Origin of the sequence: Sphingomonas sp. SORGH_AS_0950, assembly GCF_030818415.1 — a bacterium.
Lineage (GTDB): Bacteria > Pseudomonadota > Alphaproteobacteria > Sphingomonadales > Sphingomonadaceae > Sphingomonas.
Window position 1 is genome coordinate 1761268 of sequence record NZ_JAUTAE010000001.1, and the last position, 18713, is coordinate 1779980.

Below are 18713 nucleotides of genomic sequence, written 5' to 3' on the forward strand. Positions count from 1 at the left end.
AAGGGATTCCCGTGGCCTTCGACTGCGCTCAGGCTGAACGGAGGGAAGGATGTAGGACCGCGCCGACGCTCCCCCCACCCCCGTTCGCACTGAGCGAAGTCGAAGTGCACGCCCCGCTATCTCCGCGAGGGGATTCCCGTGGCCTTCGACTGCGCTCAGGCTGAACGGAGGGAAGGATGTGGGATCGCGCCGACACTCCCCACCCCCGTTCGCACTGAGCGAAGTCGAAGTGCACGTACCGCCGTCTCCGCAAGCGGATTCCCATGGCCTTCGACTGCGCTCAGGCTGAACGGAGGGCAGACTGTGGGATCGCGCCGACAATCCCCACCCCCGTTCGCACTGAGCGAAGTCGAAGTGCACGCCTCGCCATCTCCGCGAGGGGATTCCCGGCCTTCGACCGCTCAGGCTGAACGGAGTTCGGGACCATGAAGCAGACACAAAAAGGGCCCGGGGATCGCTCCCCGGGCCCTTTTCTGTTGGCTGTGCCGCAAGGACAAGCCGGTCCGGTTCCCGGCGAGGCGCAAGCCCCGCCGGTCGCCGGTATCCGACTTAGAAGTCCATGCCGCCCATGCCGCCCATGCCGCCACCGGCGGGCATGGCGGGCTTGTCTTCGGGCAGCTCGGCCACGGTGGCTTCCGTGGTGATCAGCAGGCCCGCGACCGACGCCGCGTTCTGGAGCGCGGTGCGCACGACCTTGGTCGGGTCGATCACGCCGGCGGCAACCAGGTTCTCATACGTGTCGGTCGACGCGTTGAAGCCGAACGAGGTGTCGTTCTGGTCGAGCAGCTTGCCCGACACGACCGCACCGTCATGACCCGCGTTCTGAGCGATCTGGCGAACCAGCGCGGTCAGCGACTTGCGAACGATGTCGATACCGCGGGTCTGGTCGTCGTTGACGCCCTTGACGCCGTCCAGCGCCTTGGTCGCGTACAGCAGCGCCGTACCACCGCCGGGGACGATGCCCTCTTCGACGGCCGCGCGGGTCGCGTGCAGCGCGTCGTCGACGCGGTCCTTGCGCTCCTTCACCTCGACCTCGGTCGCACCGCCGACCTTGATGACGGCCACGCCGCCAGCGAGCTTGGCCAGACGCTCCTGGAGCTTCTCGCGGTCGTAATCGCTGGTGGTGTTCTCGATCTGCGCACGGATCGCCTCGGTGCGGCCCTTGATCGCGTCGGCATCACCCGCACCATCGACGATGGTGGTGTTGTCCTTGTCGATCGTGACGCGCTTGGCGGTGCCCAGCATGCCGACGGTGACGGTCTCGAGCTTGATGCCCAGGTCTTCCGAGATCAGCTCGCCCGCGGTCAGGATGGCGATGTCTTCCAGCATCGCCTTGCGACGATCGCCGAAGCCCGGTGCCTTGACCGCCGCGACCTTCAGGCCGCCGCGCAGCTTGTTGACGACGAGCGTGGCGAGCGCCTCACCCTCGATGTCCTCGGCGATGATCAGGAGCGGACGGCCCGACTGGACGACGGCTTCCAGGATCGGGAGCATCGCCTGCAGGTTCGACAGCTTCTTCTCGTGGATCAGGATGTACGGGTCGTTGAGTTCGACCGTCATCTTCTCCGGGTTGGTGATGAAGTAGGGCGACAGGTAACCACGGTCGAACTGCATGCCCTCGACGACGTCGAGTTCGAATTCGAGGCCCTTGGCCTCCTCGACGGTGATGACGCCTTCCTTGCCGACCTTTTCCATGGCCTCGGCGATCTTCTCGCCGACTTCACGGTCGCCGTTCGCCGAGATGATGCCGACCTGGGCAACTTCCTGGCTGCCCGAGACGGGCTTCGAGCGCGACTTGATGTCCTCGGTCACCTTGGCGACGGCGATGTCGATGCCGCGCTTCAGGTCCATCGGGTTCATGCCGGCCGCGACCGACTTCATGCCCTCGCGGACGATCGCCTGGGCGAGGACGGTCGCGGTGGTGGTGCCGTCACCGGCGATGTCGTTGGTCTTCGACGCCACTTCGCGCACCATCTGCGCGCCCATGTTCTCGAACTTGTCCTTGAGTTCGATTTCCTTGGCGACCGAGACGCCGTCCTTGGTGATGCGCGGCGCACCGAACGACTTGTCGATCACGACGTTGCGGCCCTTCGGGCCCAGCGTGACCTTGACGGCATCGGCGAGGATGTCGACGCCCTTCAGAATGCGCTCACGCGCGTCGCGCGAAAACTTGACTTCCTTGGCTGCCATGGTGGCTACCCTTTCGATCTGGAATTGTCAGAAAAACGGAAAAGAAGAAACGGTCGCTCAGCCGATGATGCCGAGGATGTCCGATTCCTTCATGATCAGCAGGTCTTCACCGTTCACCTTGACCTCGGTGCCCGACCACTTGCCGAACAGGATGCGGTCGCCCGCCTTCACGTCCAGCGGGGTCAGCTTGCCGTCTTCGGCCTTCGCGCCCGAACCGGCGGCGACAACCTCGCCCTCCTGGGGCTTTTCCTTGGCGGTGTCGGGGATGATGATCCCACCGGCCGTCTTTTCCTCGGCCTCGACGCGACGGACGAGAACGCGGTCGTGCAACGGACGAAAGTTCATTGCCATGTCCCTTTATCTGGCATGTTACACTTTTCTGGCACTCGAGCCATGCGAGTGCCAACGCCACCGGATATGTGAACGCCGGTTCAGGCCGTCAACGACCCCCATCAAAAAATTTCGACCGAGCGCCCCGAAAGCGGGAACAAAATCGCGGTGCGGCGGCGTCCGTATTGGCTGGCTAATACGGGCCATTGCCGCGCCTTCGCGGCTGGGGTAGCGATGGGGAATGACCGACGCTCGCGCAGACGCTCTTCCGCCCGCCTCTCCCCTCGACCAGGATTTCAGCCGACCGGGACGCAAGCCGGGCAAGCGCAGCGGCTGGCGCATTCTGAAGGCGGCGTGGCGGCTGCTGGTCGGGATCAAGGATTTCCTGGTCCTGGCGGCGATGCTGCTGTTCTTCGGCCTGATCTTCGCCGCGCTCAATGCACGGCCGGGAACCAAGGCGATCACCGACGGCGCCCTCCTGCTCAAGCTGGACGGCCCGATCGTCGAGCAGCCCGAGACGATTGCGCCGCTCGCCATGCTGTCGGGGCGCAGCGTCCCGCACGAATATCGCCTGCGCGATCTGGTCAGCGCGATCGATACGGCCCGCGACGATGGCCGGGTCAAGCTGCTGGTCCTCGACCTCGACAGCTTCGGCGGCGCGTACCCGGCCAGTCTCCAGGAGGTCGGCGACGCGATCCAGCGCTTCCGCAAGGGCGGCAAGCCGGTGCTGGCCTATGCCACCGCCTATACCGACGGCGCCTATCGCCTGGCCGCGAACGCCAGCGAGATCTGGGTCAACCCGCTGGGCGGCACGCTGTTCGCGGGGCCGGGCGGCAACCAGCTCTATTACAAGGGGCTGATCGACAAGCTGGGCGTCAACGCGCATGTCTACCGCGTCGGCAAGTTCAAGTCCTTCGTCGAACCCTATATCCGCGCCGACCAGAGCCCGGAGGCGCGCGCGGCCTCGCAGGCGCTGTACGGCACGCTGTTCGCCCAGTGGCGAGAGGGCGTCGCCAAGGCGCGGCCCAAGGCGCAGATCGACAGCTTCCTGGCCCAGCCCGACCGCGCGGTGCTGGCCGCGAACGGCAGCATCGCCGATGCGAACCTGAAGGCCGGGCTGGTCGACAGGCTGGGTGACAAGCTGGCCTTCGGCAAGCGCGTCGCCGAGATTGCGGGCGCCGATGCGAGCAAGCCTGCGGGCAGCTTCCGGACCATTTCCTACGCCGCCTGGGTTCGTGCCCATCCCCTGCCGACGCAAGGCGACGCGATCGGCGTGCTGACCATCGCGGGCAATATCGTCGATGGCGAGGCGGGCCCCGGCACCGCGGCAGGCGATACGATCGCCAAGGCGCTGCTCGACGGGCTGGCCAAGAAGAAACTGAAGGCGCTGGTCGTCCGCGTCGCCTCGCCCGGCGGCTCGGTGCTGGCCTCCGAGCAGATCCGCCAGGCGATCCTGGAGGCCAAGCGCCAGAAGCTGCCCGTCATCGTGTCGATGGGCGGCCTGGCCGCGTCGGGCGGCTATTGGGTCTCGACCCCCGCCGACCTGATCTTCGCAGAGCCGGGCACGATCACCGGGTCGATCGGCATCTTCGGGCTGATCCCCTCGTTCGAGAACACGCTGGCCAAGATCGGCATCACCACCGACGGGGTGAAGACCACGCCGCTGACCGGCCAGCCCGACGTGCTGGGCGGCTTCACCCCGATGCTCGACACGATCCTCCAGGCGGGGATCGAGAATGGCTATCGCCAGTTCCTGACCCGCGTCGCCGAGTCGCGCCACATGTCGGTGGAAAAGGTCGACACCATCGCGCAGGGCCGCGTGTGGGACGGCGGCACCGCGCGCCAGATCGGGCTGGTCGACCGGTTCGGCACCCTGTCCGACGCGATCGCCGAGGCGGCGCACCGCGCCAGGCTGGACCCCGCCAAGGTCCATGCCGAATATCTGGAGAAGAAGCCGGGCTTCGCCGCGATGCTGGCCGAAGGGTTCGACGGCGACGATGACGACACGCAGCAGGGCGGCGACGTATTCGCCATCGCGGCGGCGGAGCGTCGCGCGGTCGCGGCCCGCGCGCTGGGCGATGTCGCGCGGCTGGCGCGCGGCGGATCGGTGCAGGCGCGCTGCCTGGAATGCGGCGGCCTGGGTCCGGTGGGCTCGGTCAGCGACGAGCGGCTGCTCGACCTGCTGATCGCGCGGCTGGGGCTGTGAGTTGATCCGCCACCTCCGTTCGGCCTGAGCGAAGTCGAAGGCCGAGGGACTCCCTTGCCCCTATGTGGGGCGTGCACTTCGACTTCGCTCAGGGCGAACGGGGCCTGGGATTGTGGCCTTCCCAAAACGGCGCGCGGGAATCGGGGCTTTCCGAACGGCGCGTCCGCGCGCTAGGCAGGCCCATCGTTTCAGGAGACGCACGCCCCATGATCGCCATTCGCGCCGCCCGCCCCGATGACGCCGCCGCCATCGCCGCCATCTATGCGCCGCATGTGCTGGCGGGGGTGGTCTCGTTCGAGACGCAGGCGCCCGATGCCGATGCGATGCGCGCGCGGATGGAGGGCGCGGACGGGCTGTATCCATGGATCGTCGCCACGCTGAGCGACGAGGCGGGCCGCGAGGATGCGGTGATCGGCTATGCCTATGCTGCGCGCTTCCGCGAGCGCGAGGCGTATCGCTGGGTGGTGGAGACGACCATCTATGTCGCCGACGTGTCGCAACGCGCGGGCGTCGGACGGCTGCTCTACGAAGCGCTGGTCGACACGCTGACCGCGCAGGGCTTCACCCAGGCGATGGGGGTGATCGCGCTGCCCAATGACGGATCGATCAAGCTGCACGAGGCGGTCGGCTTCCGCCGCGCCGGTGTCTTCCGCGAGGTCGGCCACAAGCATGGCCGCTGGATCGATGTCGGCTATTGGCAGCGCGAACTGGCCCAGCCCGTGCCCCAGCCCGCCGAGCCCCGGCGCTTCGCCGATGTCGGCGTGGTGCGCGACCCGGTGGCGGTGAAGCACCGCTGACCGATCCGCCGCAAGTCGCCCGCCCGTGGCGATTTCGCGTGCCAGCCTGATCCACCATACCAATCTAGGGCTTGGCTTTGCGCACCCGCATTGTCTAACGCCGTGGATGAAGCCCTTTGGGGCAGGTCAAGGAAGGAACAGGCATCATGGCTGCCGACTGGTCGACGATCGAATCGCTCCCGCAGACTCCGCTTCTCGATCTTTTCGCGAATGATCCCAACCGGCTGGCCTCGCTCAGCCTGGACGTGGCGGGCATCCATTTCGACTGGTCCAAGACGCATCTGACGCCCGACGCCGTCGCCGCCTTCGCCGAACTGGCCAAGGCCAAGGGGCTGGCCGCCAAGCGCGACGCGCTGTTCGGCGGCGAGGTGGTCAACGTCACCGAAGGCCGCGCGGTCGAACACACCGCCGAGCGTGGCGAGGGCAATCCCGAAAGCGTCGCCACCGCCCGCGCCTCGCACGCCCGGATGCGCGCGCTGATCGACGCGATCGAGGCCGAGGCGCTGGGCCCCATCCGCCATGTCCTGCACATCGGCATCGGCGGATCGGCGCTGGGCCCCGACCTGCTGGTCGACGCGCTGGGCCGCGACAGCGACCGCTATGACGTCGCGATCGTCTCCAATGTCGACGGCGTCGCGCTGGAGGAGGTGTTCAAGCGCTTCGACCCCGCCGCCACGCTGCTGGTCGTCGCGTCCAAGACCTTCACCACCACCGAGACGATGCTCAACGCCACCTCGGCGCTCCAGTGGATGACCGAGCATGGTGTGGAAGACCCCTATGGCCGCGTCATCGCGCTGACCGCCAACCCCGCCAAGGCGGTCGAATGGGGCGTGGACGAGACGCGCATCCTGTCCTTCGCCGAGTCGGTCGGCGGCCGCTATTCGCTCTGGTCGACGATCGGCTTCCCTGCCGCGCTGGGCCTGGGCTGGGACGCGTTCGAGGAACTGCTGGAAGGCGCGGCCGAGATGGACCGCCATTTCCGCCTGACCGACCTGTCGCAGAACGCCCCCGCGCTCGCCGCCTTTGCCGACCTTTATTACACCCAGGTCCGCCATGCCGAGACGCGCGCGCCCTTCGCCTATGACGAGCGGCTGCGCCTCCTGCCCTCCTATCTCCAGCAGCTGGAGATGGAATCGAACGGCAAGGGCGTGACCGTCGACGGCCAGCCCGTCGGCCGTCCCACCGCCGCCATCACCTGGGGTGGGGTCGGCACCGATGCGCAGCATGCGGTGTTCCAGCTGCTCCACCAGGGCACGCACCTCGTCCCCGTCGAGTTCATCGCGGTGGTCGAGCCGGGCGACGTGCTGAGCGACGAGCATCACCGCCAGCTGCTGCTCAACGCCTTCGCGCAGGGCGCCGCGCTGATGAAGGGCAAGAAGACCGACGATCCCGCGCGCAGCTATTCGGGCGATCGTCCGTCCTCGACCATCCTGCTGGAGACGCTCGACCCGCGCACGCTGGGCGCGCTGATCGCCTTTTACGAGCACCGCGTGTTCGTGAACGGCGTGATCCTGGGCATCAACAGCTTCGACCAGTTCGGCGTCGAACTGGGCAAGGAAATGGCCAAGGCCGCCGACCAGGGCGGACAGGATTTCGACCCCTCGACCGAGGACCTGATCAAGCGCGCCTTTGGGTGATCCGATCCTCCCCCTGCCAGGGGGAGGAATTTGAATTTCCGATCACTGTCAGGGGGACGCTGAACTTGGCTCGGCGTCCCCCGTTATGCTTTTAGGCGGGCCTGTCGCCCCCATTCCCCGGAGAAACCGATCCCATGGCTGAGTATGACTATGACCTGTTCGTCATCGGCGCAGGCTCGGGGGGAACGCGGGCGTCGCGGGTCGCGGCGGCGCATGGCGCGCGCGTGGCGGTGGCCGAGGAGTATCGCGTCGGCGGCACCTGCGTCATCCGTGGCTGCGTGCCGAAGAAGCTGCTCGTATACGGCGCGCATTTCGCCGAGGATCTGAAGGACGCCCGCCGCTTCGGCTGGCAGGTGCCCAGCGAGTGCGAATTTTCGTGGAAGACGCTGCGCGACAATGTCCTGTCGGAGGTCGACCGGCTGAACGGCGCCTATACCAACACGCTGGAGAGCCATAAGGTCGAGATCATCCAGCAGCGCGCGGTCGTTACCGGCCCGCACAGCGTGCGCCTGGCCGATGGGACCGAGAAGACCGCCGACAAGATCCTGATCGCGGTCGGCGCGCATCCCGCCGTCCCCTCCTGCCCCGGCCATGAGCATGGCATCACCTCCAACGAGGCGTTCCATCTCGACTCGATCCCCAGCCGCGTGCTGATCGCGGGCGCGGGCTATATCGCGAACGAATTTGCGGGCGTCTTCCACCAGTTCGGCGCGCACGTCACGCTGATCAACCGCAGCAAGGATATCCTTCGCGGATACGACCTGACGATCCGCGACCGGCTGCTCCAGATTTCGATGATGAAGGGGATCGAGTTCCGCTTCGACGCGACCTTCGAGGGGATCGAGAAGCAGGCGGACGGGTCGCTGCTGGTCTCCATGTCGAACCATGCGCCGATCGAGGTCGATCTGGTCATGTTCGCGACCGGCCGCCTGCCCAACACCCATGGGCTGGGGCTGGAATCGGCGGGCGTCGAGCTGGACGAGCATGGCGCGATCAAGGTGGACGAGGATAATCGTTCGACCTGCGACAGCATCTATGCGGTCGGCGACGTGACCAACCGCGTCCAGCTGACCCCGGTGGCGATCCGTGAGGGACAGGCCTTTGCCGACACGATCTTCGGCAACAAGCCGACCCGCGTCGATTATGACTGCATCCCCGCCGCCGTGTTCAGCCACCCGCCCATGGCGGGGGTCGGCATGACCGAGGCACAGGCCAAGCAGAAGCTGGGCTCGGTCCGCGTCTATACCTCCGACTTCCGCCCGATGAAGAATGTGCTGGCGGGGCGCGACGAGCGTGCGCTCTACAAGATGGTATGCGACGGCGACACCGACCGTGTGGTCGGGCTGCACATGATCGGCCCCGACGTGCCCGAGATCATCCAGGCGGCGGCGGTCGCGGTGAAGGCGGGGCTCACCAAGGCGCAGTTCGACGCCACCGTCGCGCTGCACCCGACCATGGCCGAGGAACTGGTCCTGATGCGCTGACCCGCGCGCACCCTGCCCCCGAGTGTCCCGCTCGGGGGCAGATGGTCACTTGGCCACGGATATTCGTTATCGCGAAAAAAGTTATCGAAGCTTAAGCCTCGCGCGTTAAGCGATTGCACGGCCGTCACGCGATGGTCCGAAACCCGTTGCCCTGGAAACCGCGATGTCCGCTCCTGCCCCGACCCTCGATCAGATCATCGCGCTGGCCCAGGCCGCGCTGGAAGGCGCCGATGCGCTGAACCAGCCGCTGGCGGGCAATCATTTCGCCGCCGGGCTCGACATGCTGCGCGCCGCCCAGCAGGCGCAGCGCGCGTTTCCGGTACTTGCCTGACCCGCCGGGGCGGAGTCAGGCCGCCCCCTCCTCGACCCTTTCGTCGTCCAGCGCAGTGGCGCGCGCATGGGCGGGGCGCTCGCTCAACCGGCCGATATAGGCCATGACCGGCTCGGTCTTGGGCAGCAGCCCGAACTGGGTGAACCACATCAACTGCGACCCCAGATAGACATCGGCGGCAGTGAAGCGATCGCCCGCGATATAGGGATGGCGCGCCACCGCATCGCCGATCACCGCCACCGCCCGGTCGAAATCGCCATAGCCCGCCATGCGCTGCTGCTCGACGGTCGGGGTCACGCCCATCGCGCGGTTGGTGATCGCCGCCTCCAGCGGGCCCGCCGCGAAGAACAGCCAGCGATAATAATCGGCACGCTCCGCCGGCAATGGCGCCAGCCCGGCATCCGGAAAGGCATCGGCCAGATAGGCGCAGATCGCGGCGGTTTCGGTCACCACCTGTCCGCGATGGACGATGGCGGGCACCTTCATCATCGGGTTGATCGCGCGATAGGCGGGCGCGACCATCGTCGTCCCATAGTCGAGCACCACCGTGTCGTAAGAGGCCCCGCTTTCCTCCAGCATCCAGCGCGCGATGCGGCCGCGCGAGCGGGGGTTGGTGTAAAGCGTCAGATCGTCGGTCATCGCATGTTTCCTCGATACGTGCCGGACCGGTCAGACCCGGTCGAGATGGCGATGCAGGAAGCGCGTCGTCCGCTCCCATGCCTGCGCGGCCGCCGCTGCGTCATAGCGCGCCGCCGAGCTGTCATTGTTGAACGCATGATCGACGCCGGGATAGGTAAAGGCCTCGACCGGCCGCCCCGCCGCCTTAAGCGCCGCGACCCAGGGCGTGCCGGTCGCGTTCACCCGCGCATCCTTGCCCGCATAATGGAGCATCAGCGGCGTGCGGACCTTCGCCGCCTCGGCCGGGTCGGGAGCGGGCCCATAATAGGCGACCCCCGCCGCCAAGGCCGGTCCCGCCGCCACCGCCAGCCGGTTGACGAACGCCCCGCCCCAGCAAAAGCCGACCGCGCCGACCTTGCCGGTCCCCGTCCGGTCCGCCCGCCCCTGGTCGATCATCGCCCGCGCCTGGGCCAGCGCCAGATCATAGTCGAGCGTACCGATCAGGGTGCGCGCCTTGTCCTCGTCGGGCGGCGTGCCACCCTGGGGGGCGAGCAGGTCAGGCGCGATCGCGTGGAATCCGGCCAGCGCCAGCCGCCGCGCGACATCCTCGATATGCGGGGTCAGGCCGCGATTCTCATGGATGACCAGAACCGTGCCCAGCCGCTTCCGCGCAACCTTGGGACTGGCGAGATAGGCCGCCGACCGCGCGCCCGCCTCCATCCCCTCGCGCCGGTCGATCCGCAGCCGCGTGTCGTGCGGATCGGTCTGCGCGGCCGCCGCCGGACTGGCGGCGATGCCCAGAATCAGCGCCTCGGCCGCCGCGGCCGACCCGGCCAGCGCGGTCATCTGGCGCAACAGGGTGCGGCGGTCGTGATGCTCATGGGTGAAGGCGTCATAGATCCGGACGGCCCGGTCATGCAGCGAATTGGTCGGGGGGATATCGGTCATGCGGGCATCCTCCACTCCTGATCGCGGGTCCGGCATCGGCGCCGGTGATTTTGCGATCCGGATGAGGAGCTTAGTCGGGTGCGGGGACCGGGGCTAGGCTTGATCGGATCCGGTTGGGACATGGCCTTCGACTTCGCCCAGGCCAGGGCCGATCGACAGTCAGCGATGCCTTTCCTTCCCTCGCCCCTCGCAGAGGGGAGAGGGTTGCGCAGACTTGCCCTTTGCAAAAGCAAAGGCTTAGTCGGAGCTGGGTGAGGGGTGGGCGCTCGCGAAGCGAGCGCCGCGAGCCTTTGGGCTCGCTCGACCCCTCACCCAAGCTGCGCTAGCCAGCAGGCTGGCAAGCTTCGCTAACCCTCTCCCCTGTTCAGGGGAGAGGGAAAGAAGAGGTAATGCTGAATGTCGATACGACCTGAGCCGAGTGGGGGGTACGCCCCCACCCTCAACGCATGAGACCCACCCAAAACCTCCGTTCACGCTGAGCGAAGTCGAAGCGCACGGGAGGGCGCGCGCCTCTCAAACAAAAAGGCCACCCCCTTTCGGGGATGGCCCTTGTGCCAGCTTGGCTGGAGGATCACGCTCCCAGCGGGCTCGGCGATCCGAACGGTCCGGGGCCGCGCCGCGTCTTCGGGATCGAGGTTCCCGCCTTGGCGATCGGCACCGCCTTCGCCTTGGGATCGTCGCGACCGATATCGTCGCCCGCGATCAGCTTCTTGATCTCGTCGCCCGACAGCGTCTCATATTCCAGCAGCGCACCGGCCAGCAGGTGAAGCTGGTCGACATGCTCGGTCAGGACGTGCTTGGCGCGGTGCAGGCCGCCCTCGACGATCGACTTGATCTCGTCGTCGATCAGCTGCGCGGTCTGGTTGGACATGCGCACCGGCTGGCTGGACGAGTAACCCAGGAAGCTCTCGCCCTCGGGCTGGGCATATTCCACCGGGCCGACCTTGTCCGACATGCCCCATTTGGTGACCATGTCGCGCGCCAGACCCGTGGCATATTGGATGTCGCCGCTCGCGCCGCTCGACACCTTGTCGTAACCGAAGATGATCTCCTCGGCGACACGACCGCCCATGGCGACCGCCAGATTCGCGTACATCTTGTCGCGGTGATAGCTGTACGAGTCGCGCTCCGGCAGGCGCATCACCATGCCCAGCGCGCGACCGCGCGGGATGATCGTTGCCTTGTGGATCGGGTCCGAAGCCGGTTCGTGCAGCGCGATGATCGCATGGCCCGCTTCGTGATAGGCGGTCATCCGCTTCTCGTCCTCGGTCATGACCATCGAGCGACGCTCGGCGCCCATCATGACCTTGTCCTTGGCTTCCTCGAACTCGGCATTGGCGACCAGGCGCTTGCCCTTGCGCGCCGCCATCAGCGCGGCCTCGTTGACCAGATTGGCCAGGTCCGCACCCGAGAAGCCCGGCGTGCCGCGCGCGATGACGCGGGCATCGACGTCGGGTGCCAGCGGCACCTTCTTCATATGGACTTCAAGGATTTTCACGCGGCCGTCGATATCCGGACGCGGCACCACGACCTGGCGGTCGAAGCGGCCGGGACGCAGCAGCGCGGGATCGAGCACGTCGGGGCGGTTGGTCGCGGCGATGATGATGATGCCTTCATTGGCCTCGAAACCATCCATCTCGACCAACAGTTGGTTCAGCGTCTGCTCGCGCTCGTCATTGCCATTGCCCAGACCGGCACCACGATGACGGCCGACCGCGTCGATTTCGTCGATGAAGACGATGCACGGCGCCGACTTCTTGGCCTGCTCGAACATGTCGCGCACGCGGCTTGCACCGACGCCGACGAACATCTCGACAAAATCCGAACCCGATATGGTGAAGAAAGGCACGCCCGCCTCCCCCGCGATCGCGCGGGCGAGCAGGGTCTTGCCGGTGCCGGGCGAGCCGACCAGCAGCGCGCCCTTCGGGATCTTGCCGCCCAGCCGGGCGAACTTCGACGGGTCCTTCAGGAACTCGACGATTTCCTGCAGCTCTTCGCGCGCTTCGTCGATGCCGGCCACATCGTCGAAGGTCACCTTGCCTTCCTTCTGGGTCAGCATCCGCGCACGGCTCTTGCCAAAGCCCATCGCGCCGCTGGCTCCGCCGCCCTTCTGCATCTGACGCAGGACGAAGAAGGCGATGCCGATGAACAGCAGGAACGGCAGCGAGTTATACAGCATCAGCATCCAGATCGACGGACCTTCCTCGGCCTTGGCCGTGAAGGTCACGCCCTTGTCGCGCAGACGCGGGATCAGCTGCGAATCGGGAACCGGACTGGTGCGGAACTTCTCGCCCGACGACAGCGTGCCGGTGATCGAATCGCGCGAGATGACGGCGGTCTTCACCGTCCCCTCGTCCACCTTGTCGAGGAAGGTGGAATATTCGATCTGGTTGCCGCTCTGCGCCGACGATCCCGCGCCGGACAGGCTGACGAACAGGGCGAGCGCCATCAGGATGCCCACCCAGATCAACAGGCTCTTCATCCAGGGGTTGCCGCCCCCATTGGGATCGGGGCTCTGTTGCTTGTCGTTGTCGTTCATCGGTGCCGGATACCTTTCAGCCCTCAAGATAGGCACAGCGAGGTTAATGGCAATGGAACAACGCCGATCAAAGTGATCGAGCGCTCCCTCCGACGTCGATCACGCGCCCGAGTCCGCCCCCGGCTCAGCCGGTGCGGCGGGGCGGCGCGGGGCGGAAGCGCCAGATACCCGACCGCACGCTGGCGATCACGCCCGCCTGGGTCGCGCGGCTGCCTTGCGCCAGCGCGTCGAGCAGCTTCTCGATATTGCCGCCCTCGTTCCAGGCGGGCGCCTCGATCGCGGCGGCGGCGCGGACGGTGCCGATCGCGCGCCGCGCCAGCCGACGCCCCAGCTCGCGCGGCAGATCGGCGGCGGCGATGCGGACATTGTCGCCATCGATCTGCGCCCGCTCCTGCCACAGCCAGTCGACCGTCGCGCGCAGATCGGTGTCCGCCTCGGCCAGCTGCGCCGCCGCCCGCGCGAGCTGCGCCACGCCCAGCCATTCATGCCCGTCGAGCAACTGGCGGAACCGGGTGCGGTCGTGCCGGGGATCGTGATTGGCGGGATCGTCGACAAAGGGCGCCTCGGCGCGGCGGACGATCCGGCGCAGCTCGGCACGGCGCCAGTCGAGCAGCGGGCGCAGCACCGTCATTCCTGCGATGACCGTCCGGGCCCGGACTCCGGACAACCCCGACAGCCCGGCCCCGCGCGCGGCGCGCATCAGGAAGGTCTCGGCCTGGTCGTCGGCATGATGCGCGGTCAGGATCGCCGCCGCGCCGATCGCCCGCGCCTGCTCGGCGAGCAGCGCATAGCGGACCTCGCGCGCCTGCGCCTGGATGCTGGCCCCGGCGATCGCCTCGCCGGGCCTGAGGGCGTGATGCGGCACGCCGAGCGTGGCACAGTGCGCCGCGACCATCCGCACCTCGTCGGCGGCCTCGGGGCGCAGACCGTGATCGACCGTCGCCACCGCGATCCGCCCCGGAAAGGCCGAGGCCGCCAGCATCAGCATCGCCATGCTGTCGGGTCCGCCCGACACGCCCAGCAACAGCGGCGCCGTATCGGAGGACAAATCGTGAAGGATCGTCAGATCCGCCGCGAAACGCGCGATCTGATCGACGGCCGTGGCATCGGTGGCCATGATGCTCTCGAAACTGGTGAGGGATGCGCCCGCTCTGGCCCTTCCGCCGCCCGCGCGCAAGGGGTTTCGGCCCCCTGCCCGCCATCCGGTTTCGAGCGGATCAGCCGCTTACTGGCACTTGGCCGCCGAACGTCCCGCCGCGACCTGCCCCTTCATCGCGCCCGACAGCTTGGCGCCATAGACATCGCTCAGCTCGTCATAGACCTTGCAGGCATCGGCGGCCTTGTTGAGCTTGGTCAGCGCCTGGCCCAGATACATCAGGCTTTCGGGCGCGCGCTCGCCATCGGGGAATTTCTTGTAATTCTCGTAAAAGGCCATCGAGGCGAGGCTGGGCTTGCCCGAGTCGAGATAGGTGCGGCCCAGCAGATTCTGCGCATAGCTGGCGCGGCGGCTCTTGGGATAGTCCGCGACGACCTTCTTCAACTGCGCCTCGGCCTCGGGGTAGCGCTTGGCCGCCCACAGGCGATAGCCATAGAGATAGGCGTCCTCGGCCGCATCGCCGGTCGAGGGCTTTTCCACCGCCGCGCCGCCGGCCGCCGCCGGGGTCGCCGTATCGCCGCTGGCGACGACCGCCGCCGGGGTCTTGGTCGGGCGGGTCGAGGCGGCGGGCGCGGGCGTTCCGGTGTCGAGCGGCGCGCTCTGCCCGGCCGGGGCGATCGGGGCGGGCCCGGCCTCCAGCGCCTTCAACCGCGCCTCGGTGCCGCGCCTATAGGCGTCGAACTGCTCCTGAAGCTGGCGGGTGCGAAAGCCGTTCTGCTCGATCTGGCCGGTCAGATTGGCCATCTGCTCCTCGAGCGAGGTGACGCGCGAGGTCAGGTCGGCCAGCGCGCTCGTCGCGGGCACGCCGGGAGCCTGCGCCTGGGTCTGGGGCGCGGTGATCTCGGGCTGGACATAGCCGCCCGCGCCGTTCGGAAACACCTTGCGCTGGACCGCGCGCATCTCGCTTTCCAGCTTGCCGACCCGGCCCTCGACATTGGACTGGGCTTGCGCGGCGGTCGGCAGGATCATCACGGCCGCGACCCCGGCCAGCAACAGGTTACGCATCGGTCTCACCCCCCGGTGGGCTGGTTGTTGAACGGACGCGGCATCCTATGCCCCGTCCCGGCTGTCTCCAGCCTTAAAGATCCGCCGGTGCCGTGGCGGCGGGCGTCGGCGACGGCGCCGGGGCGGGCGGTGCCGCCACCCCTGCATCGTTGCCGGTCGTCGTCGGGCGCCGCCGCTCCTCGCGCACGCGCGGCGCGGCGACAGGGGTCGGCGAAGTGCTGGCGGCGGGCTGGGGCGCGCCGGACAGACGCGCCGCGATCGAGGCGGGGTCGAGCCGCACGTCCTTGATCGCGCGCGAACCGTCGCCCAGCGGCGGGATGGCCGCGCCGTTCAGCGTCACCGCCAGCTTGTCGGGACGGCCGACATTCAACAGCGGCCCCTGCGCATCGGCGGGCACCTCATATTGCTCGCCCGGCTTCAGCGTGCCCATCTTCAGCGTGACGTTGTTGGCGTCATAGACGCGCAGCCAGACATCGCCCTTGGCGGTCAGCACGACCTTGCCGCCCGTCACCGGGGTCGGGCTGGGTGCGGGCGTCGGGGCCGGGGCGGCGGCGTTCGCGTTGGCGAGCGGGGTCGCGGCGGGCACCTCCTGCGCGGTGTGGTCGCGGCGGAACAGGTCGGTGCCGTACCACAGCCCGGCGATGATCAGCAGCGCCAGCGCCAGCCCGACGCCGAGGATCGCCAGCCCGCGCGACGGCACGCGGGCGGGATCGGCGATATCCTGGGGCACATATTCGGTGATGCGGCGGCCCAGCCGGTCGACATCGGCGCGCACCGCCTGCGCGATCGCCACCTCGTCCGCGCCCACGGCACGGGCATAGGCCTTGGCGAAGCCGACCGCATAGGTGGCCGATGGCAGGCTCTGATAATCGGATGCCTCGATCGCCGCGAGATGGCGGCTGGGGATACGCGTCCGCGCACCGATATCGCCGAGCGAAAGCCCCTGCGCCTCGCGCGCCGTGCGCAGGACGTCACCGGCGCGGGCAGGTGCCGCCGGTGCGGCATCGTGGCCGGGATTGACCTCGTCCATTCTCAACTCCGAAGTGACCATGGCCCACCCCATGATCGCGGTCGTTCTTTCAGACGGCTGGGATCAAGTCAACGCGGAGCCCCGCCCCGCATCAGGCCAATTCCACACCATTCGTCGCAGCCCAGGCACCAAGCGCCCCGCGCATGTCGCGGACCGGATTGGCGAGCAGCCGCGCCATCTCGGCGGTGATCGCGGCGCGGTCGAGCGAGCGGATCATCGCCTTGACCGGCCCGACCGCCGCCGGGGTGATCGACAACCGGTCGAGCCCTAGCCCGATCAGCGCCATCGCCTCCAGCGGACGCCCGCCCATCTCGCCGCACACGCCGACGCGCACCCCCGCCGCGCGCGCGGGCTCGACCACCCGGCGCAGGAAGCGCAGGATGGAGGGGCTGAGCCAGTCATAGCGCTCGGCCAGCTTCGGGTTGGCCCGGTCGGCGGCGAACAGGAACTGGGTCAGGTCGTTGGTGCCGATCGACAGGAAGTCGACATTGGGCAGGATCAGGTCGAGCTGTTCGGCCAGCGCGGGCACCTCCAGCATCGCGCCATAGCGCACCTCGATCGGCAGGCGGCGTCCGCGCGCGCCCAGCCAGGCACGCTGCGCCTCGAACAGCGCCTTGGCCTCGTCGAACTCCCACGCCTCCGACACCATCGGGAACATGACGTGGAGGGTGCGCCCCGCCCCCGCCTCGATCAGCGCGCGCGCCTGCGCCTTCATCAGCCCGTCGCGCTCCAGCGCCAGGCGCAGCGCGCGCCAGCCCATCGCCGGATTCTCCTCGTCCCCGGCGGGCGTGTTCAGATAGGGCAGCGCCTTGTCGCCGCCGATGTCGATGGTGCGGAACACGACCGGCCGGTCGCCCGCCGCCTCCATCACGTCGCGGTACAGACGCTGCTGCCGCTCGCGCTGCGGCAGGGTGGCGGAGACGAGGAACTGGAATTCGGTGCGGAACAGCCCGATCCCGTCCGCCCCCGTGGTGTCGAGCGCGGCGGCATCGTCGCGCAGCCCGGCATTGACCATCAGCGTGACGCGGTGCCCGTCCTTCGTCACCGGCGGCACATCGCGCAGGGCCGCGAACGCCGCGCGCCGCTTCTGGCGCAGCGCCAGCTTGGCCTCGAACGCCTCCTCCATCGCCGAGGTCGGACGGACCAGCACGCTGCCCTCGGTCACGTCGAGCAGCAGCTGGTCGCCCTCCGCGATCTGGCGCCGCACGTCGCTGACCCGGCCCAGCACGGGCACGCCCATCGCGCGCGCCACGATGATGACATGCGCGGTCAGCGACCCTTCCTCCAGGATCACGCCCTTCAGCCGCCGCCGATCATATTCCAGCAGCTCGGCCGGGCCCAGATTGCGCGCGATCAGGATCGTGTCCTGGCGCAGGCCCAGCTGTGCCGCCGTCCCCATCTGGCCCGACACGATGCGCAGCAGCCGGTTGGACAGATCCTCAAGATCGTGCATCCGGTCGGCGAGCAGCGGATCGTCGATCTGGCGCATCCGCTGGCGCGTGCGCTGCTGCACCCGCTCGATCGCCGCCTCGGCGGTCAGGCCGCTGTCGATCGCCTCGTTGATCCGCCGCGCCCAGCCCTCGTCATAGGCGAACATCTTATAGGTCTCGATGACCTCGACATGCTCGCCCGCCACGCCGAACTCGGCCTCGCGCGCCATGCGGTCGATCTGCTCGCGCATCTTGTCGAACGCGGCATAGACCCGGCGACGCTCGGCATCGATGTCCTCGGCCACGGTATGCTCGATGACGATGCGCGGCTGATGATAGACGGCAAAGCCGCTGCCCATGCCGTCGACCAGCTTCTGTCCGCCCAGCCGGACCGACGCGGTCATCTGCGGCCGCGCCCCCGCCGCGCCCGCCGCGTCGATCAGCCCGGCATTGGCGATCAGTTCGGACAGGACCATCGCGACGGTCTGCAGCGCCTCGATCTCGACATCGGCATAGCGGCGCGGCTCGCTATGCTGGACCGCCAGCACGCCCACCGCCCGCTCGCGCCGGATGATCGGCACGCCCGCAAAGCTGTGGAACCGGTCCTCGCCCGTCTCGGGCTTATAGGCGAAATCGGGATGGCTCGCGGCTTCGTCGAGGTTCAGCACCTCGACATCCTCGGCGATCGTGCCGACCAGCCCCTCACCCAGCGCCAGCTTGGTGACGTGCACCGCCTCCTCGGCCAGCCCGCGCGTCGCGAACAGCTCCAGCACGCCCTCGCGCAGCAGATAGATGGAGCATACCTCGCTGCCGATCGCCTCGCCGATGATCTGGACCACCTGGTTCAGCTTGGCTTGGGCGGGCGCGCGCGACGCCATCACGTCGTGGAGGCGGACGAGGATCTCGCGGGCGGATGCGGCGGCCGAAACGGGCATGGCGACAGGGCTAACAGACGGCAGGCGGCGGTGTCATGCCCTAATATCGCAGCGCCGTGCCTTTTCCCGGTGGACGC

14 protein-coding genes are annotated in these 18713 nt (G+C 68.2%); 5 read left to right on the top strand and 9 right to left on the bottom strand.

Annotated features, from left to right (window positions below; genetic code table 11):
- Positions 1 to 549: 549 nt before the first annotated feature.
- Positions 550 to 2190 carry a chaperonin GroEL gene (groL, locus tag QE385_RS07655; RefSeq protein WP_307100603.1) on the bottom strand — a complete coding sequence of 547 codons (1641 nt, stop codon included), beginning with the start codon at positions 2188 to 2190 and terminating at the stop codon, positions 550 to 552.
- Between the two features lie 57 nt (positions 2191 to 2247).
- Positions 2248 to 2535: a co-chaperone GroES gene (gene groES / locus QE385_RS07660; RefSeq protein ID WP_230483787.1), complete on the bottom strand. Its 288-nt coding sequence runs from the start codon at positions 2533 to 2535 to the stop codon at positions 2248 to 2250.
- 226 nt (positions 2536 to 2761) lie between these two features.
- Here groES and sppA point away from each other — a divergent pair, with 226 nt between their 5' ends.
- The 5 genes from sppA to QE385_RS07685 all read left to right on the top strand — a co-directional run bounded on the left by sppA (position 2762) and on the right by QE385_RS07685 (position 8975).
- Positions 2762 to 4726, top strand: a complete 1965-nt coding sequence (sppA, locus tag QE385_RS07665) for a signal peptide peptidase SppA (RefSeq protein ID WP_307100605.1) — start codon at positions 2762 to 2764, stop codon at positions 4724 to 4726.
- Positions 4727 to 4932: 206 nt separating this feature from the next.
- Positions 4933 to 5523, top strand: coding sequence for a GNAT family N-acetyltransferase (locus QE385_RS07670; protein WP_307100607.1), 591 nt, complete (start codon positions 4933 to 4935; stop codon positions 5521 to 5523).
- A gap of 146 nt (positions 5524 to 5669) precedes the next feature.
- Positions 5670 to 7160: a glucose-6-phosphate isomerase gene (pgi, locus tag QE385_RS07675; RefSeq protein ID WP_307100609.1), complete on the top strand. Its 1491-nt coding sequence runs from the start codon at positions 5670 to 5672 to the stop codon at positions 7158 to 7160.
- A 134-nt stretch (positions 7161 to 7294) separates the two neighbouring features.
- Positions 7295 to 8644: a glutathione-disulfide reductase gene (gene gor / locus QE385_RS07680; protein ID WP_307100611.1), complete on the top strand. Its 1350-nt coding sequence runs from the start codon at positions 7295 to 7297 to the stop codon at positions 8642 to 8644.
- Between the two features lie 163 nt (positions 8645 to 8807).
- The gene (locus QE385_RS07685; protein ID WP_307100613.1) at positions 8808 to 8975 is read left to right on the top strand and encodes a hypothetical protein; all 168 of its coding nucleotides are present in this window, start codon (positions 8808 to 8810) and stop codon (positions 8973 to 8975) included.
- Positions 8976 to 8990: 15 nt separating this feature from the next.
- Here QE385_RS07685 and QE385_RS07690 read toward each other — a convergent pair whose 3' ends face one another.
- From QE385_RS07690 to ptsP, 7 genes are all read right to left on the bottom strand, one after another.
- The gene (locus tag QE385_RS07690; RefSeq protein WP_307100614.1) at positions 8991 to 9614 is read right to left on the bottom strand and encodes a glutathione S-transferase family protein; all 624 of its coding nucleotides are present in this window, start codon (positions 9612 to 9614) and stop codon (positions 8991 to 8993) included.
- Positions 9615 to 9644: 30 nt separating this feature from the next.
- Positions 9645 to 10541, bottom strand: coding sequence for a dienelactone hydrolase family protein (locus tag QE385_RS07695; protein ID WP_307100616.1), 897 nt, complete (start codon positions 10539 to 10541; stop codon positions 9645 to 9647).
- A gap of 571 nt (positions 10542 to 11112) precedes the next feature.
- A complete protein-coding gene (gene ftsH, locus QE385_RS07700) occupies positions 11113 to 13080 on the bottom strand; it encodes an ATP-dependent zinc metalloprotease FtsH (RefSeq protein WP_307100618.1) in 1968 nt (655 codons plus the stop codon).
- A 124-nt stretch (positions 13081 to 13204) separates the two neighbouring features.
- On the bottom strand, positions 13205 to 14197 hold the full coding sequence (gene tilS, locus QE385_RS07705; RefSeq protein ID WP_307100620.1) for a tRNA lysidine(34) synthetase TilS: 993 nt from the start codon (positions 14195 to 14197) through the stop codon (positions 13205 to 13207).
- A gap of 108 nt (positions 14198 to 14305) precedes the next feature.
- Complete coding sequence (locus QE385_RS07710) at positions 14306 to 15241, bottom strand: tetratricopeptide repeat protein (protein ID WP_307100622.1); 936 nt, start codon at positions 15239 to 15241, stop codon at positions 14306 to 14308.
- 73 nt (positions 15242 to 15314) lie between these two features.
- On the bottom strand, positions 15315 to 16271 hold the full coding sequence (locus QE385_RS07715; protein ID WP_307100624.1) for a helix-turn-helix domain-containing protein: 957 nt from the start codon (positions 16269 to 16271) through the stop codon (positions 15315 to 15317).
- Positions 16272 to 16362: 91 nt separating this feature from the next.
- Positions 16363 to 18636 carry a phosphoenolpyruvate--protein phosphotransferase gene (gene ptsP, locus QE385_RS07720; RefSeq protein ID WP_307100626.1) on the bottom strand — a complete coding sequence of 758 codons (2274 nt, stop codon included), beginning with the start codon at positions 18634 to 18636 and terminating at the stop codon, positions 16363 to 16365.
- Positions 18637 to 18713 lie beyond the last annotated feature (77 nt).

Excerpts from the sequence above, each read along its gene's own strand:
- QE385_RS07710 (WP_307100622.1), bottom strand. The coding sequence starts at position 15,241 with ATGCGTAACCTGTTGCTGGCCGGGGTCGCGGCCGTGATGATCCTGCCG.
- QE385_RS07685 (WP_307100613.1), top strand. The coding sequence starts at position 8,808 with ATGTCCGCTCCTGCCCCGACCCTCGATCAGATCATCGCGCTGGCCCAG.
- groL (WP_307100603.1), bottom strand. The coding sequence starts at position 2,190 with ATGGCAGCCAAGGAAGTCAAGTTTTCGCGCGACGCGCGTGAGCGCATT.
- ptsP (WP_307100626.1), bottom strand. The coding sequence starts at position 18,636 with ATGCCCGTTTCGGCCGCCGCATCCGCCCGCGAGATCCTCGTCCGCCTC.
- gor (WP_307100611.1), top strand. The coding sequence starts at position 7,295 with ATGGCTGAGTATGACTATGACCTGTTCGTCATCGGCGCAGGCTCGGGG.
- QE385_RS07695 (WP_307100616.1), bottom strand. The coding sequence starts at position 10,541 with ATGACCGATATCCCCCCGACCAATTCGCTGCATGACCGGGCCGTCCGG.
- QE385_RS07715 (WP_307100624.1), bottom strand. The coding sequence starts at position 16,271 with ATGGACGAGGTCAATCCCGGCCACGATGCCGCACCGGCGGCACCTGCC.
- pgi (WP_307100609.1), top strand. The coding sequence starts at position 5,670 with ATGGCTGCCGACTGGTCGACGATCGAATCGCTCCCGCAGACTCCGCTT.
- groES (WP_230483787.1), bottom strand. The coding sequence starts at position 2,535 with ATGAACTTTCGTCCGTTGCACGACCGCGTTCTCGTCCGTCGCGTCGAG.
- ftsH (WP_307100618.1), bottom strand. The coding sequence starts at position 13,080 with ATGAACGACAACGACAAGCAACAGAGCCCCGATCCCAATGGGGGCGGC.
- tilS (WP_307100620.1), bottom strand. The coding sequence starts at position 14,197 with ATGGCCACCGATGCCACGGCCGTCGATCAGATCGCGCGTTTCGCGGCG.
- QE385_RS07670 (WP_307100607.1), top strand. The coding sequence starts at position 4,933 with ATGATCGCCATTCGCGCCGCCCGCCCCGATGACGCCGCCGCCATCGCC.
- QE385_RS07690 (WP_307100614.1), bottom strand. The coding sequence starts at position 9,614 with ATGACCGACGATCTGACGCTTTACACCAACCCCCGCTCGCGCGGCCGC.
- sppA (WP_307100605.1), top strand. The coding sequence starts at position 2,762 with ATGACCGACGCTCGCGCAGACGCTCTTCCGCCCGCCTCTCCCCTCGAC.